19 protein-coding genes are annotated in these 19,753 nt (G+C 61.6%); 3 read left to right on the top strand and 16 right to left on the bottom strand.

Features of this window, described 5'->3' with window-relative positions; all coding sequences use genetic code 11:
* Positions 1-11 precede the first annotated feature (11 nt).
* The 6 genes from hscB to trmJ form a co-directional block, all read right to left on the bottom strand.
* The gene (gene hscB / locus ACMGF9_RS05120) at positions 12-533 is read right to left on the bottom strand and encodes a co-chaperone HscB (protein WP_004941412.1); all 522 of its coding nucleotides are present in this window, start codon (positions 531-533) and stop codon (positions 12-14) included.
* 62 nt (positions 534-595) lie between these two features.
* Positions 596-919, bottom strand: a complete 324-nt coding sequence (iscA, locus tag ACMGF9_RS05115; protein WP_004941410.1) for an iron-sulfur cluster assembly protein IscA — start codon at positions 917-919, stop codon at positions 596-598.
* Between the two features lie 54 nt (positions 920-973).
* Complete coding sequence (gene iscU, locus ACMGF9_RS05110) at positions 974-1,360, bottom strand: Fe-S cluster assembly scaffold IscU (protein WP_004941408.1); 387 nt, start codon at positions 1,358-1,360, stop codon at positions 974-976.
* 24 nt (positions 1,361-1,384) lie between these two features.
* Positions 1,385-2,599, bottom strand: coding sequence for a cysteine desulfurase (gene iscS, locus ACMGF9_RS05105; protein WP_015378780.1), 1,215 nt, complete (start codon positions 2,597-2,599; stop codon positions 1,385-1,387).
* Positions 2,600-2,653: 54 nt separating this feature from the next.
* Positions 2,654-3,148: a Fe-S cluster assembly transcriptional regulator IscR gene (iscR, locus tag ACMGF9_RS05100; protein WP_004941404.1), complete on the bottom strand. Its 495-nt coding sequence runs from the start codon at positions 3,146-3,148 to the stop codon at positions 2,654-2,656.
* A 193-nt stretch (positions 3,149-3,341) separates the two neighbouring features.
* Positions 3,342-4,076: a tRNA (cytosine(32)/uridine(32)-2'-O)-methyltransferase TrmJ gene (gene trmJ / locus ACMGF9_RS05095; protein ID WP_015378781.1), complete on the bottom strand. Its 735-nt coding sequence runs from the start codon at positions 4,074-4,076 to the stop codon at positions 3,342-3,344.
* Between the two features lie 119 nt (positions 4,077-4,195).
* Here trmJ and suhB point away from each other — a divergent pair, with 119 nt between their 5' ends.
* Positions 4,196-4,999, top strand: coding sequence for an inositol-1-monophosphatase (gene suhB, locus ACMGF9_RS05090; protein WP_004941400.1), 804 nt, complete (start codon positions 4,196-4,198; stop codon positions 4,997-4,999).
* A gap of 56 nt (positions 5,000-5,055) precedes the next feature.
* On the opposite strand, the gene ACMGF9_RS05085 is transcribed toward suhB, so the two are convergent.
* Both ACMGF9_RS05085 and ACMGF9_RS05080 read right to left on the bottom strand, forming a co-directional pair.
* Positions 5,056-6,078, bottom strand: coding sequence for a nickel/cobalt transporter (locus tag ACMGF9_RS05085; protein WP_049186750.1), 1,023 nt, complete (start codon positions 6,076-6,078; stop codon positions 5,056-5,058).
* Positions 6,069-6,704: a DUF1007 family protein gene (locus tag ACMGF9_RS05080; RefSeq protein ID WP_031299949.1), complete on the bottom strand. Its 636-nt coding sequence runs from the start codon at positions 6,702-6,704 to the stop codon at positions 6,069-6,071. Before ACMGF9_RS05080 ends, ACMGF9_RS05085 begins: the two co-directional genes overlap by 10 nt.
* A gap of 182 nt (positions 6,705-6,886) precedes the next feature.
* Here ACMGF9_RS05080 and csiE point away from each other — a divergent pair, with 182 nt between their 5' ends.
* Positions 6,887-8,152, top strand: a complete 1,266-nt coding sequence (csiE, locus tag ACMGF9_RS05075) for a stationary phase inducible protein CsiE (RefSeq protein ID WP_049186752.1) — start codon at positions 6,887-6,889, stop codon at positions 8,150-8,152.
* Here the strand turns inward: csiE and ACMGF9_RS05070 are convergent, their stop codons facing one another.
* Complete coding sequence (locus ACMGF9_RS05070) at positions 8,153-9,298, bottom strand: 3-phenylpropionate MFS transporter (RefSeq protein ID WP_021504511.1); 1,146 nt, start codon at positions 9,296-9,298, stop codon at positions 8,153-8,155. It abuts the gene before it with no gap.
* 156 nt (positions 9,299-9,454) lie between these two features.
* On the bottom strand, positions 9,455-10,708 hold the full coding sequence (glyA, locus tag ACMGF9_RS05065; RefSeq protein ID WP_025303922.1) for a serine hydroxymethyltransferase: 1,254 nt from the start codon (positions 10,706-10,708) through the stop codon (positions 9,455-9,457).
* A gap of 357 nt (positions 10,709-11,065) precedes the next feature.
* On the opposite strand from glyA, the gene hmpA reads away from it, so the two are divergent.
* Positions 11,066-12,256, top strand: a complete 1,191-nt coding sequence (gene hmpA, locus ACMGF9_RS05060; protein ID WP_004941387.1) for an NO-inducible flavohemoprotein — start codon at positions 11,066-11,068, stop codon at positions 12,254-12,256.
* Positions 12,257-12,293: 37 nt separating this feature from the next.
* Here the strand turns inward: hmpA and ACMGF9_RS05055 are convergent, their stop codons facing one another.
* The 6 genes from ACMGF9_RS05055 to ACMGF9_RS05030 form a co-directional block, all read right to left on the bottom strand.
* Complete coding sequence (locus tag ACMGF9_RS05055) at positions 12,294-13,478, bottom strand: c-type cytochrome (RefSeq protein WP_049186753.1); 1,185 nt, start codon at positions 13,476-13,478, stop codon at positions 12,294-12,296.
* Positions 13,475-15,385 carry an NAD(P)-binding protein gene (locus ACMGF9_RS05050; protein ID WP_176326491.1) on the bottom strand — a complete coding sequence of 637 codons (1,911 nt, stop codon included), beginning with the start codon at positions 15,383-15,385 and terminating at the stop codon, positions 13,475-13,477. Before ACMGF9_RS05050 ends, ACMGF9_RS05055 begins: the two co-directional genes overlap by 4 nt.
* A gap of 85 nt (positions 15,386-15,470) precedes the next feature.
* The gene (gene patD / locus ACMGF9_RS05045) at positions 15,471-16,895 is read right to left on the bottom strand and encodes an aminobutyraldehyde dehydrogenase (protein ID WP_049200734.1); all 1,425 of its coding nucleotides are present in this window, start codon (positions 16,893-16,895) and stop codon (positions 15,471-15,473) included.
* A gap of 35 nt (positions 16,896-16,930) precedes the next feature.
* Positions 16,931-17,737, bottom strand: a complete 807-nt coding sequence (locus ACMGF9_RS05040) for an ABC transporter permease (RefSeq protein ID WP_033648928.1) — start codon at positions 17,735-17,737, stop codon at positions 16,931-16,933.
* Positions 17,727-18,671 (bottom strand): ABC transporter permease, encoded by a 945-nt coding sequence (locus ACMGF9_RS05035; RefSeq protein WP_414160571.1) that lies wholly within the window; start codon positions 18,669-18,671, stop codon positions 17,727-17,729. Before ACMGF9_RS05035 ends, ACMGF9_RS05040 begins: the two co-directional genes overlap by 11 nt.
* A gap of 1 nt (position 18,672) precedes the next feature.
* The gene (locus ACMGF9_RS05030; RefSeq protein ID WP_414160570.1) at positions 18,673-19,701 is read right to left on the bottom strand and encodes an ABC transporter ATP-binding protein; all 1,029 of its coding nucleotides are present in this window, start codon (positions 19,699-19,701) and stop codon (positions 18,673-18,675) included.
* Between the last annotated feature and the right edge of the window lie 52 nt (positions 19,702-19,753).

Below are 19,753 nucleotides of genomic sequence, written 5' to 3'. Positions count from 1 at the left end.
ATCAGAAGGTGTTACTCAAAACCCAGCAGTTTTTCTTCGAGTTGTTCAACCTGTTGCTGGAGTTTGTCCAAAAAGCGCAGCTTGCGCACGGTGTCGGCGGCGTCCGCCCACTGCTCACTGTCCAACTGCTGCAGCATCAGCGCGCTGCGCTGTTTGATGGAGACGGCCAGCCGCGCGCCGAAATCGGCCAGCAGGCTTTCCGCCTCCGGCTTGCGCTCAATGGCGTCGAGCTCTTCGCGCAGTTCCAGCTGTTCCATCAGGAACGCGGTGTCGCGCATCGTATGCTGTTCGTTGCCCAGATCGAAGCCGTGCAAAGATAGCATATACTCCGCGCGTTTTAACGGGTGCTTCAGCGCCTGGTAGGCTTCGTTGATGGTCGCCGCCTGCTGCAACGCCATCAGGCGTTCGCGCTCCGGCTGGTTGGCGAAACGATCGGGGTGGAATTGGCGCTGCAGATCCTGGAAGCGGGACGCAAGCAGGCTGCCGTCCACGGTGTAGCGAACTGGCAGCCCGAATAAAGTAAAGTAATCCATAGCGTGCTCTGGGCGTTAGCGGATGAAGTTCCCCCGCCGAAACGGGGGGGCACGATGGACTGTCAGACGTTGAAACTCTCGCCGCAGCCGCACTCGCTTGAGACGTTCGGGTTGTTGAACTTGAAGCCTTCGTTCAGGCCTTCCTTAACGAAATCAAGCTCGGTGCCGTCAAGGTAGACCAGGCTCTTGCCGTCGATGATCACCTTGATGCCTTTGTCTTCAAACACGATGTCGTCATCGTTGGCTTCGTCAACAAATTCCAGCACGTACGCCATCCCGGAGCAGCCGGAAGTTCGCACTCCCAGACGCAGGCCGAGACCTTTGCCGCGGTTCGTCAAAAACGCCTGAACACGCTGCGCAGCGCTGTCGCTCATGGTAATAGACATCACAACCTCACACTTCACATCAAAGCCCGGCGCGGCCGGGCCGACTCAGACAAATTACTTGGCGCTATGCTTGCTCTTATAGTCGGCAATCGCTGCTTTGATGGCGTCTTCAGCCAGGATCGAGCAGTGAATTTTGACCGGCGGCAATTCCAGCTCTTCGGCGATCTGGGTGTTTTTGATCGCTTCAGCCTGATCCAGCGACTTGCCTTTCATCCATTCGGTCACCAGCGAGCTGGAGGCGATGGCGGAACCGCAGCCGTAAGTTTTAAAGCGCGCGTCTTCGATGATGCCTTCATCGTTAACCTTGATTTGCAGCTTCATCACGTCGCCGCAAGCCGGCGCCCCTACCATGCCACTGCCGACGGTAGGATCTTCGTTGTCGAAAGAACCCACGTTGCGCGGGTTTTCATAATGATCGATTACTTTTTCGCTGTAAGCCATGACCTTGCTCCTGAAACCTGAGAATTAATGATGCGCCCATTCGATGCTGTTGATGTCCACGCCCTGCTTGAACATCTCCCACAGCGGGGACAGATCGCGCAGACGGCCGATGGATTTACGCACCAGTTGAATGGTGTAGTCGATCTCTTCTTCCGTGGTGAAACGCCCCAGGGAGAAACGGATCGAGCTGTGCGCCAATTCATCGCTCATGCCCAGCGCGCGCAACACGTAGGACGGCTCGAGGCTGGCGGAGGTACAGGCTGAACCGGAAGAAACGGCCAGGTCTTTCAGCGCCATGATCAGCGACTCGCCTTCAACGTAGTTGAAGCTGACGTTCAGGATGTTCGGTGCGCCGTGCTCCAGATCGCCGTTCAGATACACTTCTTCCATATCTTTCACGCCGTTCCACAGACGGTCACGCAGGGTGCGCAGACGCGCCATCTCTTCGGTCATCTCTTCTTTGGCGATGCGATAAGCTTCGCCCATGCCGACGATCTGGTGGACAGGCAGGGTGCCGGAACGCATGCCGCGCTCGTGACCGCCGCCGTGTACCTGCGCTTCGATGCGGATGCGCGGCTTGCGGCGCACGTACAGCGCGCCGATGCCTTTCGGGCCATAGATTTTGTGGCCGGAGAACGACATCAGGTCGACTTTCAGCTTGCTCAGATCGATAGGCAGTTTGCCCACGCTCTGGGTGGCGTCAACGTGGTAGATGATACCGCGCGCGCGGCACATTTCGCCGATCGCTTCGATGTCCTGCACCACGCCGATTTCGTTGTTGACGTGCATGATGGAGACCAGAATGGTGTCATCGCGCATCGCGGCTTCGAGATCCTGCAGGCTGATGATGCCGTTGCTCTGCGGCGCCAGGTAGGTCACTTCAAACCCTTCGCGCTCCAGCTGACGGCAGGTGTCGAGCACGGCTTTGTGTTCGGTTTTGCTGGTGATGATGTGCTTGCCTTTTTTCTGGTAGAAATTGGCAGCGCCTTTGATCGCCAGGTTGTCGGATTCGGTCGCCCCGGAGGTGAAGACGATTTCGCGCGGGTCAGCGCCCACCAGTTCGGCGATTTGGTTACGGGCGATGTCTACCGCCTCTTCCGCCTGCCAACCAAAACGGTGGGAACGGGAAGCCGGGTTGCCGAAAGTGCCGTCCAGGGTCAAAAACTGCATCATCTTCTCAGCAACGCGCGGGTCAACCGGCGTCGTTGCTGAGTAATCCAGATAAATCGGTAATTTCATTGCTCTTGTGCTCCGTACATCACTTCCAAAAACTAAAATAATTTCGCCAGCTGCTTATGCGCGCAGATTAACGTTGATAGTTTCTTGCGGACGGCCGTTGGCCGTGCGGCGCGTATCGTTGTTTTGACGATCCGCCACCACCAGCACTTCCTGGTTGTTGACCAGTTCTGCCAGCGTAATATTGTTCAGGAACCCGCTGATGCGCTCGCTCAGATCGCGCCACAGGGCGTGGGTCAAGCAGCGATCGCCGCCCTGACAGCCTTCTTTGCCCTGGCAACGGGTTGCATCTACCGATTCATCGACAGCAGTGATGACAGCGCCAACGGCGATCTCACCCGCGTCTTTACCCAGCAGATAACCACCGCCCGGACCGCGCACGCTGGCCACCAGGCCATTCTTGCGCAGACGGGAGAATAATTGTTCCAGATAAGAGAGCGAAATACCCTGGCGTTCGGAAATGTCCGCCAGTGGCACCGGCCCTTCCTGAGAATGCAGCGCTACGTCGAGCATAGCGGTTACGGCATAACGGCCTTTGGATGTCAGTCTCATAGCTCAATGGTTACCTGTTGGTCAAATATGGCCGAAAGTCTGACATTCCCGAGTAAAACAGTCAACTATTTAACCCAGTAATTAACTCAAGTATTAGCACGTTTTGAACTTAGCAAGAACAAAGGTATATAAAATACATGTTATAACCTTTGGATAACTAATACTATTGTCGCCCACCGTGATGCCACATCAATTAATTACCTTGATGTTTATCCTGTTTCTCGATCGACGTCAGCATGCCGCGCAGGATATTCAGCTCCTGCCCTTCCGGGCGCGCGCGGGTGAACAGCCGACGCAGACGGTTCATCACCTGGCCCGGATGCGACGGGCGAATGAAACCGGTGCGCTGCAGCGTCTGCTCCAGATGCTGATAGAAACGCTCGAGGTCGTCCACCAGCGGATACGGTGTCTCTTCCAGCTGCGGCGCGCCTGCCTGTTGGCGATCGAGGTAAGCCACGCGCACTTCGTACGCCAGGATCTGCACTGCCATCGCCAGGTTCAGCGAGCTGTAGTCCGGGTTGGCCGGAATGGCGACGTGGTAGTGGCACTTTTGCAATTCATCGTTGGTCAGCCCGACGCGTTCGCGGCCGAACACCAGCGCCACCGGCGCGTGCTCGCCTTCGTGCACCGCGCGCACGCCGCATTCGCGCGGCTCCAGCATCGGCCACGGCAAGGTGCGAGAACGTGCGCTGGTACCCACCACCAGGCTGCAGCCGGCGATGGCGTCATCGAGGGTATCGACGATAGTGGCGTTGCCGATCACGTCGCTGGCGCCGGCGGCCAGGGCGATGGCCTGAGAATCGGGTTTGATCAGCGGATTAACCAGATAAAGGTTGGTTAAACCCATGGTTTTCATGGCTCTGGCGGTCGAGCCCATGTTGCCGGTATGTGAAGTCTCTACCAGAACAATGCGGATATTGTGCAGCATACAAACTCTGAGCGTGGCGGAAAATCGCAGCATCTTAACACAGCCGTAGGCAATTTGCCGAACAGCTGCTATACTTCGCGCCGTTTCCTGTTCTTTAACATCCTAGTTGGAAGATACCCATGCATCCGATGCTGACTATCGCCGTGCGCGCTGCGCGCAAGGCCGGTAACCTGATTGCCAAAAACTACGAAACCCCGGACGCTGTAGAAGCGAGCCAGAAAGGGACCAATGACTTCGTCACCAACGTCGATCGCGATGCAGAGCATCTGATCATCGACGTCATCCGCAAGTCTTATCCGCAACACAGTATCGTGAGCGAAGAACGCGGTGAGCTGATCGGCGAAGATCGCGATGTGCAATGGGTGATCGATCCACTGGATGGCACTGCAAACTTCATCAAACGCTTCCCTCATTTCTCCGTTTCCATCGCCGTACGCATCAAAGGCCGTACTGAAGTGGCCGTGGTTTACGATCCAATGCGCAACGAACTGTTCACCGCCACGCGCGGCCAGGGCGCACAGCTCAACGGTTACCGTCTGCGCGGCACCAACGCCAAAGATCTGGATGGCACCATCCTGGCGACCGGCTTCCCGTTCAAAGTCAAACAGCACGCCACGCCTTACATCAACATCGTCGGCAAACTGTTCACCCAGTGCGCGGACTTCCGCCGCACCGGTTCCGCTGCGCTGGATCTGGCCTATGTCGCCGCCGGCCGCGTGGACGGTTTCTTCGAAATCGGCCTGAAGCCGTGGGACTTCGCCGCAGGCGAACTGCTGGTACGTGAAGCCGGCGGCCTGGTCACCGACTTCGTCGGCGGCCACAACCACTTCAGCTCCGGCAACGTGGTCGCAGGCAACCCGCGCGTGGTGAAAGCCATGCTGGCCACCATGCGTGAAGAACTGAGCGAAGCGCTGAAGCGTTAATCGCCAGAAGCGAATCGAAAAAAAGCGCTGCCGATGCAGCGCTTTTTTTATGCCCGTTAGCGGGAGAAGGGGCGGATACCGCCGCCGAATTCCGGCTGCGCGCTGACGTACAGCAACAGCCCGGCGGCCAACAGGATCAGCCCCCCGGCCAGCGCCAACGCCCCCCAGGCTACCGCGCTCCAGGCGGCGGGCGCGCGCGAACGGCTGAGGCGCACCGCCAGCCGGCGGCTGTAATGCACCAGCAGCGCCAGCATGGAGATGGTCAACGAGGTGCCGAACGCCATCGCCAGCGCGGAAAGCACGCCCCAGCCGAACACGCCGATCACCTTGGAGAACAGCAGCACCAAAATCGCCCCCGAGCAGGGGCGCATGCCCATCGCCAGCACGATGGCGGTTCGGGTGCGCCAGTCGCTCCCCGCCAGCAGCTCGCTGTCGCTCGGCAGATGCCGGTGGCCGCAGCCGCAGTCGGCGCTGTGCACATGATCAGCCGCCAGCGGCGTCAGGCTGTTGATGCGCAGCGCCGGCGCCGGGCGCATCGCTTTGATCGCCGCAAACAGACGTTTCAGCGCGCGCCAGCTCAGCAGCACGCCAAGCAGCATCACCAGAATAAAACTGCCCTTCTCCAGCCAAAAGCTGCTTTGGTGCAGCTGGCGCGAAGAGAGCTGCAACACCACCAGCATCAACGTCACCAGCGCGATCGCCACCAGCCCCTGCACCAGCGAAGCGGCGAAGGTCAGCTTCAGGCTGCTTTTCAGCCGCGCCGGGTGGGTGGCCAGATAGGTGGCGATCACCACTTTACCGTGGCCGGGCCCAAGCGCATGCAAAACGCCATAACCGAGGCTGAACAGCATCAGCGCCAGCCCGGCCTGCTGCGGCGCGGCCTTCACCTGCTGCAACAGCCCCGCCATCTGTTGATGCAGCGCTTTTTGCCATACCACGCTCTGCATCAGCAGCTGCGGCCAGTAGTGCCACGCCAGCAACGCGGCGGCCATCAGCGCCAGCGTGAACGGCAGCAGCGGCCACAGGCCAAAGGCCCAATGGCGTCGGCTTATCGTCGGCGGCGAGAAATTTAGCGACATTGCAGCGTCACCCGCTGGGCAAACTGTTGCCCCAGCGCCAGGTCTTCGCCGGGCGAGTCGTTCTTGTCGAGCGACAGCGCATAGGCCTGCAGCGACGCATTCGGCTTCGGCGTGATCAGCTTGTAGCTGCACTGCTGCGCCATCTCCGGCGGCAAATGCAGCGCATTTTGGTCTTTATAGGTCATATCCACGAAATAAGTCGGATCGTAAGTAGAAAGCTCGAACGGCTTGCCCGCCAGCGGCTGCGGCTCGGCCAACGGCAGCACGAACTCCAGCACCGCCTGGTTGCCCTGGCGCGACAGGTGATATTCGCTGGGCAAGTTCAGGTATTTCACCGGCTTGCCGTCGCGGTAAAGATCGGTGAAATAGTGCTGCCCCAGCACGTTGGCCATCACTTCCGCCGCCAGCTTTTTCCACACTTCCGAATCGCTCTTGGCGTTTTTCGCATCGTAGAGCAGATCCGCCGAGGTGATTTCATCCATCACCCACACCATTTTCAGGCCGACCAGCCGCTGGTCCTTGGCGACGAAGGTGGTGTTCATGTCGATAAAGCTGTGCGGATGAGCGGCCGCTCCAGCGCTGAACACGGCGCCGAGGGCAGCCAAAAGACGACGTAACTTCATCATTATCCTGTCTTACCTGCATTTGTTATAACGTAACACAAATAACTGCCGAACGGCCCGCCTCTCCCGGCGATATTTGTGACGAAAGTTGTAAGCCGAAGTAAAAGCCGCGCTGTCATCCTGACGTTACAAAGCCTTTTGCTATGCTTAGGCATAATCGCAACCTTTAATGCCGGAAGGTGATAATGAGCCTGGACACCTCTCCCGTGCCCGAGCTCTCCGGACAACAACGGCGCTGTCATCTGCTGCTGATGCTGTACACGCCGGAGCCCGAGTTACAGCTGGAGACCTTAAGCCGAATCAATGGCGTCGCCCCCCCGATAACCCGGCAAGATATAGCCGAGGTGGCCAGTGAAATCCAGCGTTTCCACCATCTGGAGATCGCCGTCGATCCCGACCATGGCTACCAACTGCGGGGCAGCGCGCTCGACCAACGCCTGTGCCTGATCCATTGGCTGCGGCGGGCCCTGCGCTGCAGCCCGCAGTTCGTCGAAAGCGACTTCGCCCCGCGCCTGCGGCTGGCGCTGGCGGCCGATGCCGGGTCGGCGTCGCAGCTGGCTCAAGTGATAGATGCTTGCGAGCCGCTGCTCAACCGCCACTTCGACGCGCGCGACCGCCAATTCCTGCAGCATTATCTGCTCTACTGCGCCTGGCAAAATCGCCTGCAGCGCCATCCGCGTTTCGACGCCGTTCAGCGCGACTGGCTGCGGCAAAAGCCGGAACAGCAAGCCGCCGCCTGGCTGCATCAGGCCTGCAACCGGCTGTTTAACCAGCCGCCGCAGGCGGACGAGCGCGATTTTTTAGCGCTGACCTTCACCCTGTTGAAAAATCACAGCTACCACAGCAATGACTCGGCGCAAGAGCAGAGATTGATGGCGGCGATCGGCAGCATGGTCGAGCGTTTCCAGCAACTTTCCGGCATGGCCTTCAGCAGCAAGGCCGAGCTGGTCAGCCAGCTGTTCGCCCACCTGGCGCCGGCGCTGGAGCGCTGCCGTTTCGCCATCGGCATCGACAATATGCTGCTGGAAGACGTGGTGCGCAAATACCCGCGGCTGATGCGCACCACGCAGGAAGCGCTGATACCGCTGGAGCAGGAGTACGGCGTGCATTTTTCCAACGAGGAGGCGGGCCTGGTGGCCATCAGCTTCGGCGCCTGGCTGATGCAGGACAACGCGCTGCAGGAAAAACAGGTGCTGCTGCTGACGCTGGACAATCCGCAGCTGGAAGAGGAAGTGGAATATCAGATCCGCGAGCTCACGCTGCTGCCGCTGAACATCAAGTATCTGCCGCTGAGCGACTATCTGTGCGGCGGCGCGCCGCAGGGCGTCACGCTGGTGATCACCCCCTACGCGGCAGTGCACAGCGCTCCGCACCCGCCGCTGATCTACACCGAGCTGCCGCTGGAAACCCGGCAGCGCCAGGCCATCCGCGCGCTGCTGGAAGCGCCTTAATCAACGGCTGACGCTGACCGCCGGCGGCCGGATGAACAAGGCCGGCGCCGCGACCGCCGCCATCACCCAGAACACTCCGCCCTGCCAATGTTCGAACAGGAACCCGGCAATCACCGTCATGACGGCGATACCGCCGCCCATCGCCAACGCCGAATACACCGCCTGCAGCCGGATCACCTCTTGCCCCTGACGAGCGGCGATAAAGCGCATCGCCGCCAGATGGCAGACGGTGAAGGTGCCGCAGTGCAGGATCTGGATCAGCAGCAGCCAACCCAGCTCGGTGCTGTAGGCCATCAGGCTCCAGCGCAACACGCCGCAGCAGGCGGAGAGCAGCAGCAGGTTGCGCGCATTCCAGCGGCGGAACAGCACGTTGCTGCTGGCGAAAATAATCACCTCCGCCACCACGCCCAGCGACCACAGATAACCGATGGTCGAGGCCGAATAGCCCGCCTCCTGCCAGTAAATGGAGCCGAAGCTGTAGTAACCGGCGTGCGCCCCCTGCAGCAGCGTGACGCACAGCAGGAAGCGCCACACCGGCCCCTCTTTCAACAGCGCCCACAGCGAACGCTCGGCTCCGCCGTGCGTGCGCGCTTCGCCCTGCGGCATGACGCTCGGCTTCAGCAACATGCCCAGCAGCATCGCCAGCACGCTGAAGATCAGGCTGTAGAGAATGGCGTTATGGCCCCACACCGCCACCAGCTGCCCGGTCAGCGCCGAGCCGATGACGAACGCCAGCGAGCCCCACAGCCGCACCCGGCCGTAGTCCATGCGGATTTGCTTTTGCCAGGTGGCGGCCAGCGCGTCGGTCAATGGCACCAGCGGCGAGAAGAACAGGTTGAACCCCGCTATCACCAGCATCAGCCAGCCCCAGCCGTTGCCGAAGCAGAAGCCAACCGCGAAAGCCAGGGTCAGCAGCGCCAGCAAGCGCAAGGCGGAGACCAGATGAGAGGGATCTTTAACGCGCGGAGCAATCAGTAAACTGCCGAGGAAGCGGGCCACCAAACCGGCGCCTAGCAACATGCCGATGGTTTCGGGCGCGATGCCCTCGCCTTTCAGCCACACGCCCCAGAACGGTAAGAAGATGCCGTAGGAAAAGAAGTAGGTGAAATAACTGAGCGCGAGCCAACGCGTGGATTGCAGAACCATGATCCCTCCGGTGTGAGGGCAATACTTTGACAGAGCTCACACCGGCCCGCAATCTTCATTCCACTTCAATGCGTTAGAGTGCCAGACAGCTCACAGTTTGCCGCAAGCGGCCATAAAAAAACCCGCCGCAGCGGGTTTTGTCAGGCGAAAGCGGGATTAGGCGTAAACCGGCAGGCGGGCGCAGATATCCAGCACTTTCTTCTTGGTGCGTTCGATGGTGGCTTCATCGTTGATGTTGTCCAGCACATCACAGATCCAACCGGCCAGTTCGCGCACGTCGGCTTCTTTGAAGCCGCGACGGGTCACGGCCGGGGTGCCGATACGCACGCCGGAGGTAACGAACGGGCTCTTCGGATCGTTCGGCACGCTGTTTTTGTTGACGGTGATGTTGGCGCGGCCCAGGGCGGCGTCAGCTTCTTTACCGGTCAGGTTCTTGTCGACCAGATCCAGCAGGAACAGGTGGTTATGGGTGCCGCCGGAGACCACTTTATAGCCGCGCTGCAGGAACACGTCCACCATCGCCTTGGCGTTGACCGCCACTTGCTGCTGGTAAACCTTGAACTCAGGCTCCATCGCTTCTTTCAGCGCCACCGCCTTGCCGGCGATCACGTGCATCAGCGGGCCGCCCTGGCCGCCAGGGAACACGGCGGAGTTCAGCTTCTTGTACAGTTCTTCGTCGCCGCCCTTCGCCAGGATCAGGCCGCCGCGCGGGCCCGCCAGGGTTTTGTGGGTGGTAGTGGTGACGATGTGCGCGTGCGGCACCGGGTTCGGGTACACGCCGGCGGCGATCAGGCCGGCCACGTGCGCCATGTCGACGAACAGATAAGCGCCGATGCTGTCGGCGATTTCGCGCATTTTGGCCCAGTCAACCACGCCGGAGTAGGCGGAGAAGCCGCCGATGATCATTTTCGGCTTGTGGGTTTGCGCCTGTTTGGCCAGATCGTCATAGTCGATTTGACCTTTGTCGTCGATGCCGTAAGGCACCACGTTATACAGTTTGCCGGACAGGTTAACCGGGGAACCGTGGGTCAGGTGGCCGCCGTGCGCCAGGTTCATGCCCAGAATGGTGTCGCCCGGCTGCAGCAGCGCGGTGTACACGGCGAAGTTAGCCTGGGAGCCGGAGTGCGGCTGCACGTTGGCGTAATCGGCGCCGAACAATTCTTTGGCGCGGTCGATAGCCAGCTGCTCAACGATATCCACGTATTCGCAGCCGCCGTAGTAACGCTTGCCCGGATAGCCTTCAGCGTATTTGTTGGTCAGCTGGGAACCCTGAGCCTGCATTACGCGCGGGCTGGTGTAGTTCTCAGACGCGATCAGCTCGATGTGCTCTTCCTGACGCACCACTTCCTGCTCCATGGCACGCCACAGTTCCGCATCGTAATCGGCAATGTTCATTTCACGCTTTAACATCCGGCATCTCCTGACTTAAATCAGCTAACTAAAAAATCACCAAATAACTACCCGTTTGGGGTCTGGGCCACAGTGTAAACCGTTTCGCCCTACCGAAGATAGGTCTTGACAGAGGTTTTTACGCAAACGATTGGCATAAGGCGGCGCAAGGCTTTGATCCGCGAAACGCTGCCGTTTATCAACGGACATTTCCTCATGCGAACAATGCGCTTTTTTCATGTTCTGTGAGCGCGATCGACGCCCGAAGAACACCGCAACGAAAACAAGGGTATTTACAAGCGGCGCGGAACCCAATAAGATGCATTTAAAATGCATCATTAAAATTCTCGTCAAGATCCCAACCCAAGGAGCGCTCCCATGCTGGATAGCCAAACCATCGCCACCGTGAAATCCACCATCCCCCTGCTGGCAGCAACCGGGCCGAAGCTGACCGCCCACTTTTACGATCGCATGTTCGCCCACAACCCGGAATTGAAAGACATTTTCAATATGAGCAATCAGCGCAACGGCGATCAGCGTCAGGCGCTGTTCGACGCCATCTGCGCCTATGCCGCCAACATCGAGAACCTGGCGGCGCTGCTGCCGGCGGTGGAACGCATCGCGCAGAAGCACACCAGCTTCAATATTCAGCCGGAGCAGTACCAAATCGTCGGCGGGCACCTGCTGGCGACGCTGGACGAAATGTTCAGCCCGGGTCAGGAAGTGTTGGACGCCTGGGGCAAAGCCTACGGCGTGCTGGCCAACGTATTTATTCAGCGTGAAGAGCAGATTTATCAGCAGAGCGAAACCGACAACGGCGGCTGGCGCGATCTGCGCGCATTCCGCATTCTGAAGAAGCAGCCGCAGAGCGACGTGATCTGCAGCTTCGTGCTGGCGCCGGTGGACGGCGGCCGGGTGGCGGACTTCAAACCGGGGCAATACCTGGCGGTCTACATCAAGCACGACAGCCTGGAACATCAGGAAATTCGCCAGTACTCGCTGACCACCTCGCCGAACGGCGAGTTCTACCGCATCGCGGTGAAGCGTGAAGATCAAGGTAAAGTGTCCAACTACCTGCACCAGCAGGCGCAGGAAGGCGACGTGATCGACATCGCCCCGCCGCACGGCGACTTCTTCCTCGACGTGACGCCGACCACGCCGGTGGCGCTGATCTCCGCCGGCGTCGGCCAAACCCCAATGCTCGGCATGCTCAACAGCCTGCACGACAGCCAACATCAGGCGCAGGTCCACTGGCTGCACGCGGCGGAAAACGGCAGCGTGCACGCCTTTGCCGAGGAAGTGGCGGATATTGCCGGGCGCATGCCGAATCTGAGCCGCCATGTGTGGTACCGCGAGCCGGGCGCCGATGACGTGGAAGGCCGCGACTACCACAGCCGCGGATTGATGGATTTGAGCGCGCTGCAAGGCAGCCTGGCCGATCCGCAAATGCACTATTACTTCTGCGGCCCGGTGGCCTTCATGCAGTTCGTGGGCAAACAGCTGTTGGAGATGGGCGTAGAGGCCGAACGCATCCACTACGAATGCTTCGGCCCGCATAAGGTGCTGTAATGCGTGCGGAGCGCGGCCGTCAGACCGCGCTCCCCCTTCATTTCTCCTGCAGTTGGCGCGCGTCCTGCACCTGCTGCACCGTCACCGGCGCCGCCTGGTTGCCCCAGCTTCCCCGCAGATAGCTCATCAGATCGGCCGCTTGACGATCGTTCAACGCCCAGCCATAAGCCGGCATGTCGAACGCCATCGCCTGCTGCGTGATCGGCGTATGCGCCCCTTCCAGCACCACCCGCAGCGCGGTCAGCGGATTATCCGCCGTTACCGTGGCATTGCCTGCCAGCGCCGGAATGGCGAAGTCGGTGCCCTCCCCCTTATTGCCGTGGCAGGTCGAGCAGTACATCGCATAGGTCGCCTTGCCGCCCGAATTATCCGCCTGCGCAGCAGATGAAGCAGGTTTGGCGGCGGTGTCCGGCGCCAGGCTGCGCAGGTACACCGCGATGGCGTTCAGATCGCCGTCGCTGAGGTACTGCGTGCTGTGGGTCACCACCTCGCTCATTGGCCCGGCGACCGCCGCATGGCGGCTGCGGCCGGTTTTCAGCAGCGCCGTCACCTCTTCCGGCGGCAGGCCGCGCAGATTGGAGGCGTACCAGCCGTCCAGCTCGGCGCCGCTCAGGAACACCGGCTCCTTACCGTCCAGGCCCTTCTCCTGCATCGCCCAGCCGCGCGGCGTGTGGCAGCTGCCGCAATGGCCTGCGCCTTGCACCAGATAGGCGCCGCGGTTCCACTCGGCGCTCTGCTGCGGATCTGCCTGATACGGCTGGTCGTCGTGGAACAGCTGATTCCACACCGCCAGCGGCCAGCGCATCGACAGCGGCCAAGTGATGTCGCTGTCGCGGTTGGTGACGTTCTGCGCCGGCACCTCGTTCATCAGATAGTCATACAGCGCGCGCATGTCTTCCGTGCTCATTTTGGCGTACGAGGTGTACGGCATCGCCGGATAAAGCCGGTGACCGTCTTTGGCGATCCCCTGACGCATGGCGCGATCGAACTCTTCGAATGAGTAAGCGCCGATGCCGTGCAGCTTGTCCGGCGTGATGTTGGTGGCGTAGATAGCCCCGAGCGGCGTCGGGAACCTCATGCCGCCCGCCAATTCGGCGCCGCCCGGCGCGGTATGGCAGGCGGTGCAGTCACCGGCTTTGGCGACGTATTCCCCGGCCGACATCGCCTGGGCAGAACCGCCGGCGGCCAGCAGGCTCAACAGGTACAGTGAACGCAGACTCATGCTCCCTCCTTGGCAGCAACCTTGCCGTAGGCCAGTTCGTTAACCGCACGCCACGCCTGATCGATCGCCGAGTTGGCGTACGGGCTCCAGTCGGCATCGGAGTTGGCGATAGCGATCTTGCCGATCGGCTGCCGCGCCGTTTCGATGATTTTCTTGGCTTCGTCTTCGTCGTCAAACAACCCGTTGAGGAAGTAGGAGTAACCGTGCGACCAGCGGTTGACGGTGATCGCCTGAATGTCGCGCTGATGATCGAAACCGGCCTCGCCCAGCATGCCCTGCAGCTGTTCGCGGATCATCTGCTCGTGCACTTCGAACGGCGTGCCCAGCAGCAGCGCGCGCCCTTTGCGCGACTGTTCGCGCGTGCTGAGGCCGCTGCCCGGCAGCGTCGGCACATACACCATATGCAGGCCGATCGGCCGATCCGGATCGCGCGGGTGCTGATAGCCGCCCATGCTCACCGGATAATCCAGCTTCACGCGGCTGTACGGCGCGGCCGGCGAATAGACCTCGTGCACGCCCAGCTTGATGAACGGCTGCCAGTTGCGGATCACCACCTTGCTGTACACCAGCGGCGCCTTGACGTTCTGCTTCAGCGCCTCCTGCTGCTCGTGCGCCATCTCCGGCACCAGATACGGGATCATCATGTTGTAGCCGGCCATCACCACCTGCCCGGCGCGCACTTTGGTCATCTTCTCGCCGGTCATGTAGGTGACTTCCACCTTGTCGCCGACGTTGGCCGCGTGCAGTCCGGTGCTGTTCAAACGCAGCTTCACCGGCGACTCCGGCCGATCGAGCTGGCTGTAGTCGAATTTAGCCAGCACCACATCGTTCATGTCCTTGCCGGCCGGCGCCACCGCCGGGATCAGCTGGCGCACCATCAGGCGCGCCAGCGTGGCGTTGCCGTCCGGGAAGTGGAACACGTAAGGATCGTCGAGATCTGCCTGCGACTCTTCGTCCAGCGGCGGCAGATTCATGCCGTTCAGGCCCGGCAGATCGCAAATGCGCGCATCGCTGCACGAGGTGCCATCGATGCCCACCGCCTGAAAATCGTTGGTGGTCTGCTGGAAATAACGGATCGCCAGCTCGCTCAGGCCCACCTTCTCGCGCAGGAACTGGGTATAGCTGTGGGTATCGAGCCATTCGACCTTCTGCTCCAGCGTCATCTCCGGCAGATAATCCTTCTCCACCGTGTGCAGCGCGATCAGCGCCTGGCGATCGCTTTCCGGCAGCGGGAAATCGCCGATGAACGCTTCATAAGAGCGGCCGTTGAGGCGATCGCGCGGAATGTCGTCCGCCACCGTGCGCCCCGGATCGCCGCTCACCACCTTGTCGACGCCGAAGTTTTTGCGATCGAAGTAAACGCCGCGGCTCAAATTCAAATCCGGGTAGAAGGTGGTGTCGAAAGCCTGTTCCAGTTGGTCGATATCGACGCCGAGCTTGCGCAGCAGCCCCATCGCCACCGGGCTGAAGTTGGAACGCGGCGACTGCAACGATTCGCTGCCGCCGTAGCCGAGCAGCATGCCGTCGTCGCTGTTGAACTCGTTGCGCTTGGCGTGGCCGCCGAAGTCGTCGTGGTTGTCGATCAAAAGAATGCGCTGCCGCTCGCCCTTCAGCTGCTGCCAGAAACAGGCGGCCGCCAGCCCGCTGATGCCGGCGCCGACCACCACCAGATCGAACTCTTCAACGGCGGGCACGCTGCCGAAATCAAAGGTTTTGCCGTCGCGCCCCAGCTGGTGCGCATGCTCGAACGAGCCCGGATGGTTACCCCGCAGCCCGGTCAGCGCCGGCGGGTAGTACAGGGTTTGATTGGCGGTTTGCGGTGACGCGCGCAGGATTTGCAGCGGCGTCAACCCGGCGGCGATGGTGATCGCCACCCCGTTGAGAAAATCGCGTCTGGTGATACCCATATAGGCTTCCTTTCAATTTTTATTATCATCGGCCGGCCGGGGCCGGCCCAAAGGCCGCGCTATTGTGCGGATAATTATTGTAAAATCAATGTTTGAACATCACATGACGAATGGCCGTGTAATCCTCCAGCCCGTACATCGACATATCCTTGCCGTAGCCGGACAGTTTCTGGCCGCCGTGCGGCATCTCGCTCACCAGCATGAAGTGGGTGTTCACCCAGGTACAGCCGTATTGCAGGCGGGCGCTTAAGCGATGTGCGCGGCCCACGTCGCGGGTCCATACGGACGACGCCAGCCCGTAGTTGGATTCGTTCGCCCAGGCCAGTACCTGCTCTTCGTCGTCGAACGGCGTCACCGTCACCACCGGGCCGAACACTTCGCGCTGCACGATCTCGTCTTCCTGGCGCGCGCCGGCCAGCAGCGTCGGCTGGAAATAGTAGCCCGGCCCCTTCACCTTCTCGCCGCCGGTGACCACCTGCACATGCGGCAACGCTTTGGCTCGCTCGACAAAACCGGCCACCCGCTCCAGATGCTGGGCGGTAATCAACGGCCCCAGCTCGGTGCTCTCGTCGTCCGGCGCGCCGATCTTCAGGCTGGCCACCGCCTCGCCCAGCCGCTTCACCAGCTCGGGATAAATGCTTTTCTGCGCGTAGATGCGGCAGGCGGCGGTGCAATCCTGGCCGGCGTTGTAGAACCCAAAACCGCGAATGCCGTCCACCACCTGCTGCAGATCGGCGTCGTCGAACACCAGCACCGGCGCCTTGCCGCCCAGCTCCATATGGGTGCGTTTAATGCCGGCGGCGGTGTGGGCGATGATGTGCTCGCCGGTGGCGATCGACCCGGTCAGCGACACCATGCGCACCTTGTCATGCCCGGTCAGCCGATCGCCGACGCCGGCGCCGCGCCCGAACAGCACATTGAGCACGCCCGGCGGGAACAGCCCGGCGGCCAGTTCGGCCAGTTTGAAGGTGGTCAGCGGCGTCTGCTCCGAAGGCTTGATCACCACGCAGTTGCCCGCCGCCAAGGCCGGCGCCAGTTTCCAGGCCGCCATCATCAGCGGGTAGTTCCACGGCGCGATCGAGGCCACCACGCCGAGCGGATCGCGGCGGATCATCGAGGTGTGCCCGGCCAGATACTCACCGGCCGCCATGCCGGTCAGGCAGCGGCTGGCGCCGGCGAAGAAGCGAAATACGTCGGCCACCGCCGGCAGCTCGTCGTTCAGCACGCAGTGATAAGGCTTGCCGCAGTTGAGCGACTCCAGCCTGGCGAAGGTCTCGGCATGCTCGTCGATCAGATCCGCCAGCTTGAGCAGATGCTCGGCGCGCTCCTTCGGCGTGGTTTGCCCCCAGGCGGCGAACGCGGCGTCCGCCGCCAGCACCGCGCGATCGACCTGCTCCGGGCTGGCCTCCGCCACCTGCGCGATCACTTCGCCGGTCGCCGGGTTATACACCGGCTGGGTCGCGCCCTGGCCATTCACCAGTTGGCCGTCAATCAACAGTTGGCTTTGCATAGGGTTATCCTTTTGTCAGAGGTCGGGTAAGGAAATTATTTTCCGCTGCCGGCGACGCTTTCCCCACCTTTGGTCAGGTAGTAAGCGCCGAGGATCGGCAGCATGGTCAACAGCATCACCGACAGCGCCACCACGTTGGTGATCGGCACGTCGCGCGGGCGACCGAGCTGGTTCAGCAGCCACAGCGGCAGCGTGCGCTCGTGGCCGGCGGTAAAGGTGGTCACGATGATTTCATCGAACGACAGCGCAAACGCCAGCATGCCGCCGGCCAGCAGCGCCGAGCCGAGGTTCGGCAAGATCACGTAACGGAAGGTTTGCCAGCCGTCGGCGCCGAGATCCATCGAAGCCTCGATCAGGCTGTACGAGGTGCGGCGGAACCGGGCGATGACGTTGTTGAACACGATCACCACGCAGAACGTCGCATGGCCGACGACGATGGTCAGGATGCCCGGCTCGATGTTCAGCGCCTTGAACGCCGCCAGCAGCGCCAGGCCGGTGACGATCCCCGGCAGCGCGATCGGCAGCAGCAGCAACAGCGAAATGCTGTCTTTGCCGAAAAAATCGCGCCGATACAGCGCCGCCGCCGCCAGGGTGCCGAGCACCAGCGCGATGGCGGTCGCCAGACAGGCGATCTGCGCCGACAGCAGCACCGCATCGAGGATGTCCTGCCGCCCGGCGGCGACGTTGAACCAGTGCAGCGTAAAGCCCTTCGGCGGGAAGCTGAAGGCCGCGTCTTCGGTGTTGAAGGCGTAAATGGCGATGATCGCCAACGGGAAATGCAGGAAGATAAGTCCGCCCCAGGCGGCCAGCTTCAGCCCTAAGGGCGCGCGTTCAGAGTGCATCGAAAGCCCCCAGACGTTTGACGATGGAAAGGTAGATGGCGATCAGGACGATCGGCACCAGCGTAAAGGCCGCGGCCATCGGCATATTGCCGATCGCGCCCTGCTGGGCGTAGACCATGCTGCCGATGAAATAGCCCGGCGGCCCCACCAGCTGCGGCACGATAAAGTCGCCCAGCGTCAGCGAAAAGGTGAAGATCGATCCGGCGGCGATGCCCGGCACCGCCAGCGGCAAAATGACGTGGCGGAAGGTCTGCGCCGGCCGGGCGCCCAGATCCGCCGAGGCATGCAGCAGCGAGGGCGGCAGGCGCTCCAGCGCCGCCTGGATCGGCAGGATCATGAACGGCAGCCAGATATAAACGAACACCAGAAAACGCCCCAGCCCCGAGGTCGACAGCGTGTTGCCGCCGACGCCGGGCACCGTCAGCAGCGAAGCCAACAGCGGCTCCAGCCCCAGGTGCTTCAGGAACCACTGCGCCACGCCGTCTTTCGCCAGCAGCAGGGTCCAGGCATAGGCTTTAACGATATAGCTGGCCCACATCGGCATCATCACCGCGATGTAAAAGAACGCCTTGACGCGGCCGCTGGTGTAGCGCGCCATGTAATAGGCGATCGGGAACGCCAGTACCGCGCTGGCCAGCGACACCAGCACCGCCATGGTCAGCGTGCGCAGGATGATGTCGTAGTTGGCCGGGTTGAACAGCGCCGCCAGGTTGGCGAAGGTCAGATCCGGCGTCACCGCCATGGTGAAATCGTCGAAGGTGTAGAACCCCTGCCACAGCAGCGTCAGCAGCGAGCCGAGGTACACCGCGCCGAACCACAGCAGCGGCGGCACCAGCAGTAACAGCAGATACAGCGTCGGCCGGCGATAGAGCCAGGTCGACAGCGCGCGCACGCTACCGCCGCGCGCCGGGGGGGAATCGATGCTCATGTCCATCTCACCTCTCCTCCAGCAGCGGCACCATCGCCGCGCGCGGCCAGCAGGCGACGATCGGCTGGCCGATCTGCCGCTGTTGCCCTGCGGCGATCCACTGTGGATTGGCCTGGCTGACCAGCAGCTTTTCGCCGCCGTTCAGCGCGATCTCATAGCGCGTGGCCGCGCCCTGGTAGTGGATTTCCTGCAGCGTGCCCTGCACCTGGATTTCGTCCTGCGCCGCGCCGCCTTGCTCCAGCAGGCGAATATGCTCCGGCCGGATCGAGAAGGTTCGGCTTTCGCCGAGCAGACGCTGCGCCAGTTCGCTGCGCACCACGTTGGAGGTGCCGACGAACTCGGCGACGAACGGCGTCTTCGGCCGCATGTAAAGCTCGCGCGGCGTATCCACCTGCTCGATGCGGCCGTTATTGAATACCGCCACCCGATCGGACATCGACAGCGCTTCGCTTTGATCGTGGGTGACGAAGATAAAGGTGATGCCCAGCTGGCGCTGCAGCTTCTTCAGTTCGCCCTGCATCTGCTCGCGCAGCTTGAGATCCAGCGCGCCGAGCGGTTCGTCCAGCAGCAGCACCCGCGGCCGGTTGACCAGCGCGCGCGCCAGCGCCACGCGCTGCCGCTGGCCGCCCGACAGGTGCGCCGGCTTGCGCTCGGCGACGAAACCGAGCGCCACGCTCTCCAGCGCCTCTTGCGCCCGCGCCTGCCGCTCGCGTTTGACGACGCCCTTCACCATCAGGCCGTAGGCGACGTTTTCCAGCACCGACATGTGCGGAAACAGCGCGTAATCCTGAAACACGGTATTCACGTCGCGCTGATACGGCGGCAGGTTGGCGGCTTCCTGGCCGTGAATGCGAATCGAGCCGGAAGTGAGCTGTTCAAAGCCGGCGATCAGGCGCAGGCAGGTGGTTTTGCCCGAGCCGGACGGCCCGAGCATGGAGAAGAATTCCCCGTCCTGAATGTCGATGGATACCCGATCCACGGCGCGAACATCGCCGAAAGTCCGCGAAACATCGATGAATTGCACGGCAATGGTCATTTTCTGTGCTCCATTCTGATGTAATTCGGGCGCAGCGGGCTGCGCCCCGCGG

The sequence above is a fragment of the Serratia sp. BNK-23 genome (assembly GCF_047456145.1).
GTDB lineage: Bacteria > Pseudomonadota > Gammaproteobacteria > Enterobacterales > Enterobacteriaceae > Serratia > Serratia nematodiphila.
This window is presented reverse-complemented; position numbering and strand designations above follow the sequence as displayed.

Bases quoted from the DNA above. Each gene is read 5' to 3' on its own strand.
- hscB (WP_004941412.1), bottom strand. From the start codon at position 533: ATGGATTACTTTACTTTATTCGGGCTGCCAGTTCGCTACACCGTGGAC.
- iscA (WP_004941410.1), bottom strand. From the start codon at position 919: ATGTCTATTACCATGAGCGACAGCGCTGCGCAGCGTGTTCAGGCGTTT.
- iscU (WP_004941408.1), bottom strand. From the start codon at position 1,360: ATGGCTTACAGCGAAAAAGTAATCGATCATTATGAAAACCCGCGCAAC.
- iscS (WP_015378780.1), bottom strand. From the start codon at position 2,599: ATGAAATTACCGATTTATCTGGATTACTCAGCAACGACGCCGGTTGAC.
- iscR (WP_004941404.1), bottom strand. From the start codon at position 3,148: ATGAGACTGACATCCAAAGGCCGTTATGCCGTAACCGCTATGCTCGAC.
- trmJ (WP_015378781.1), bottom strand. From the start codon at position 4,076: ATGCTGCACAATATCCGCATTGTTCTGGTAGAGACTTCACATACCGGC.
- suhB (WP_004941400.1), top strand. From the start codon at position 4,196: ATGCATCCGATGCTGACTATCGCCGTGCGCGCTGCGCGCAAGGCCGGT.
- ACMGF9_RS05085 (WP_049186750.1), bottom strand. From the start codon at position 6,078: ATGTCGCTAAATTTCTCGCCGCCGACGATAAGCCGACGCCATTGGGCC.
- ACMGF9_RS05080 (WP_031299949.1), bottom strand. From the start codon at position 6,704: ATGATGAAGTTACGTCGTCTTTTGGCTGCCCTCGGCGCCGTGTTCAGC.
- csiE (WP_049186752.1), top strand. From the start codon at position 6,887: ATGAGCCTGGACACCTCTCCCGTGCCCGAGCTCTCCGGACAACAACGG.
- ACMGF9_RS05070 (WP_021504511.1), bottom strand. From the start codon at position 9,298: ATGGTTCTGCAATCCACGCGTTGGCTCGCGCTCAGTTATTTCACCTAC.
- glyA (WP_025303922.1), bottom strand. From the start codon at position 10,708: ATGTTAAAGCGTGAAATGAACATTGCCGATTACGATGCGGAACTGTGG.
- hmpA (WP_004941387.1), top strand. From the start codon at position 11,066: ATGCTGGATAGCCAAACCATCGCCACCGTGAAATCCACCATCCCCCTG.
- ACMGF9_RS05055 (WP_049186753.1), bottom strand. From the start codon at position 13,478: ATGAGTCTGCGTTCACTGTACCTGTTGAGCCTGCTGGCCGCCGGCGGT.
- ACMGF9_RS05050 (WP_176326491.1), bottom strand. From the start codon at position 15,385: ATGGGTATCACCAGACGCGATTTTCTCAACGGGGTGGCGATCACCATC.
- patD (WP_049200734.1), bottom strand. From the start codon at position 16,895: ATGCAAAGCCAACTGTTGATTGACGGCCAACTGGTGAATGGCCAGGGC.
- ACMGF9_RS05040 (WP_033648928.1), bottom strand. From the start codon at position 17,737: ATGCACTCTGAACGCGCGCCCTTAGGGCTGAAGCTGGCCGCCTGGGGC.
- ACMGF9_RS05035 (WP_414160571.1), bottom strand. From the start codon at position 18,671: ATGGACATGAGCATCGATTCCCCCCCGGCGCGCGGCGGTAGCGTGCGC.
- ACMGF9_RS05030 (WP_414160570.1), bottom strand. From the start codon at position 19,701: ATGACCATTGCCGTGCAATTCATCGATGTTTCGCGGACTTTCGGCGAT.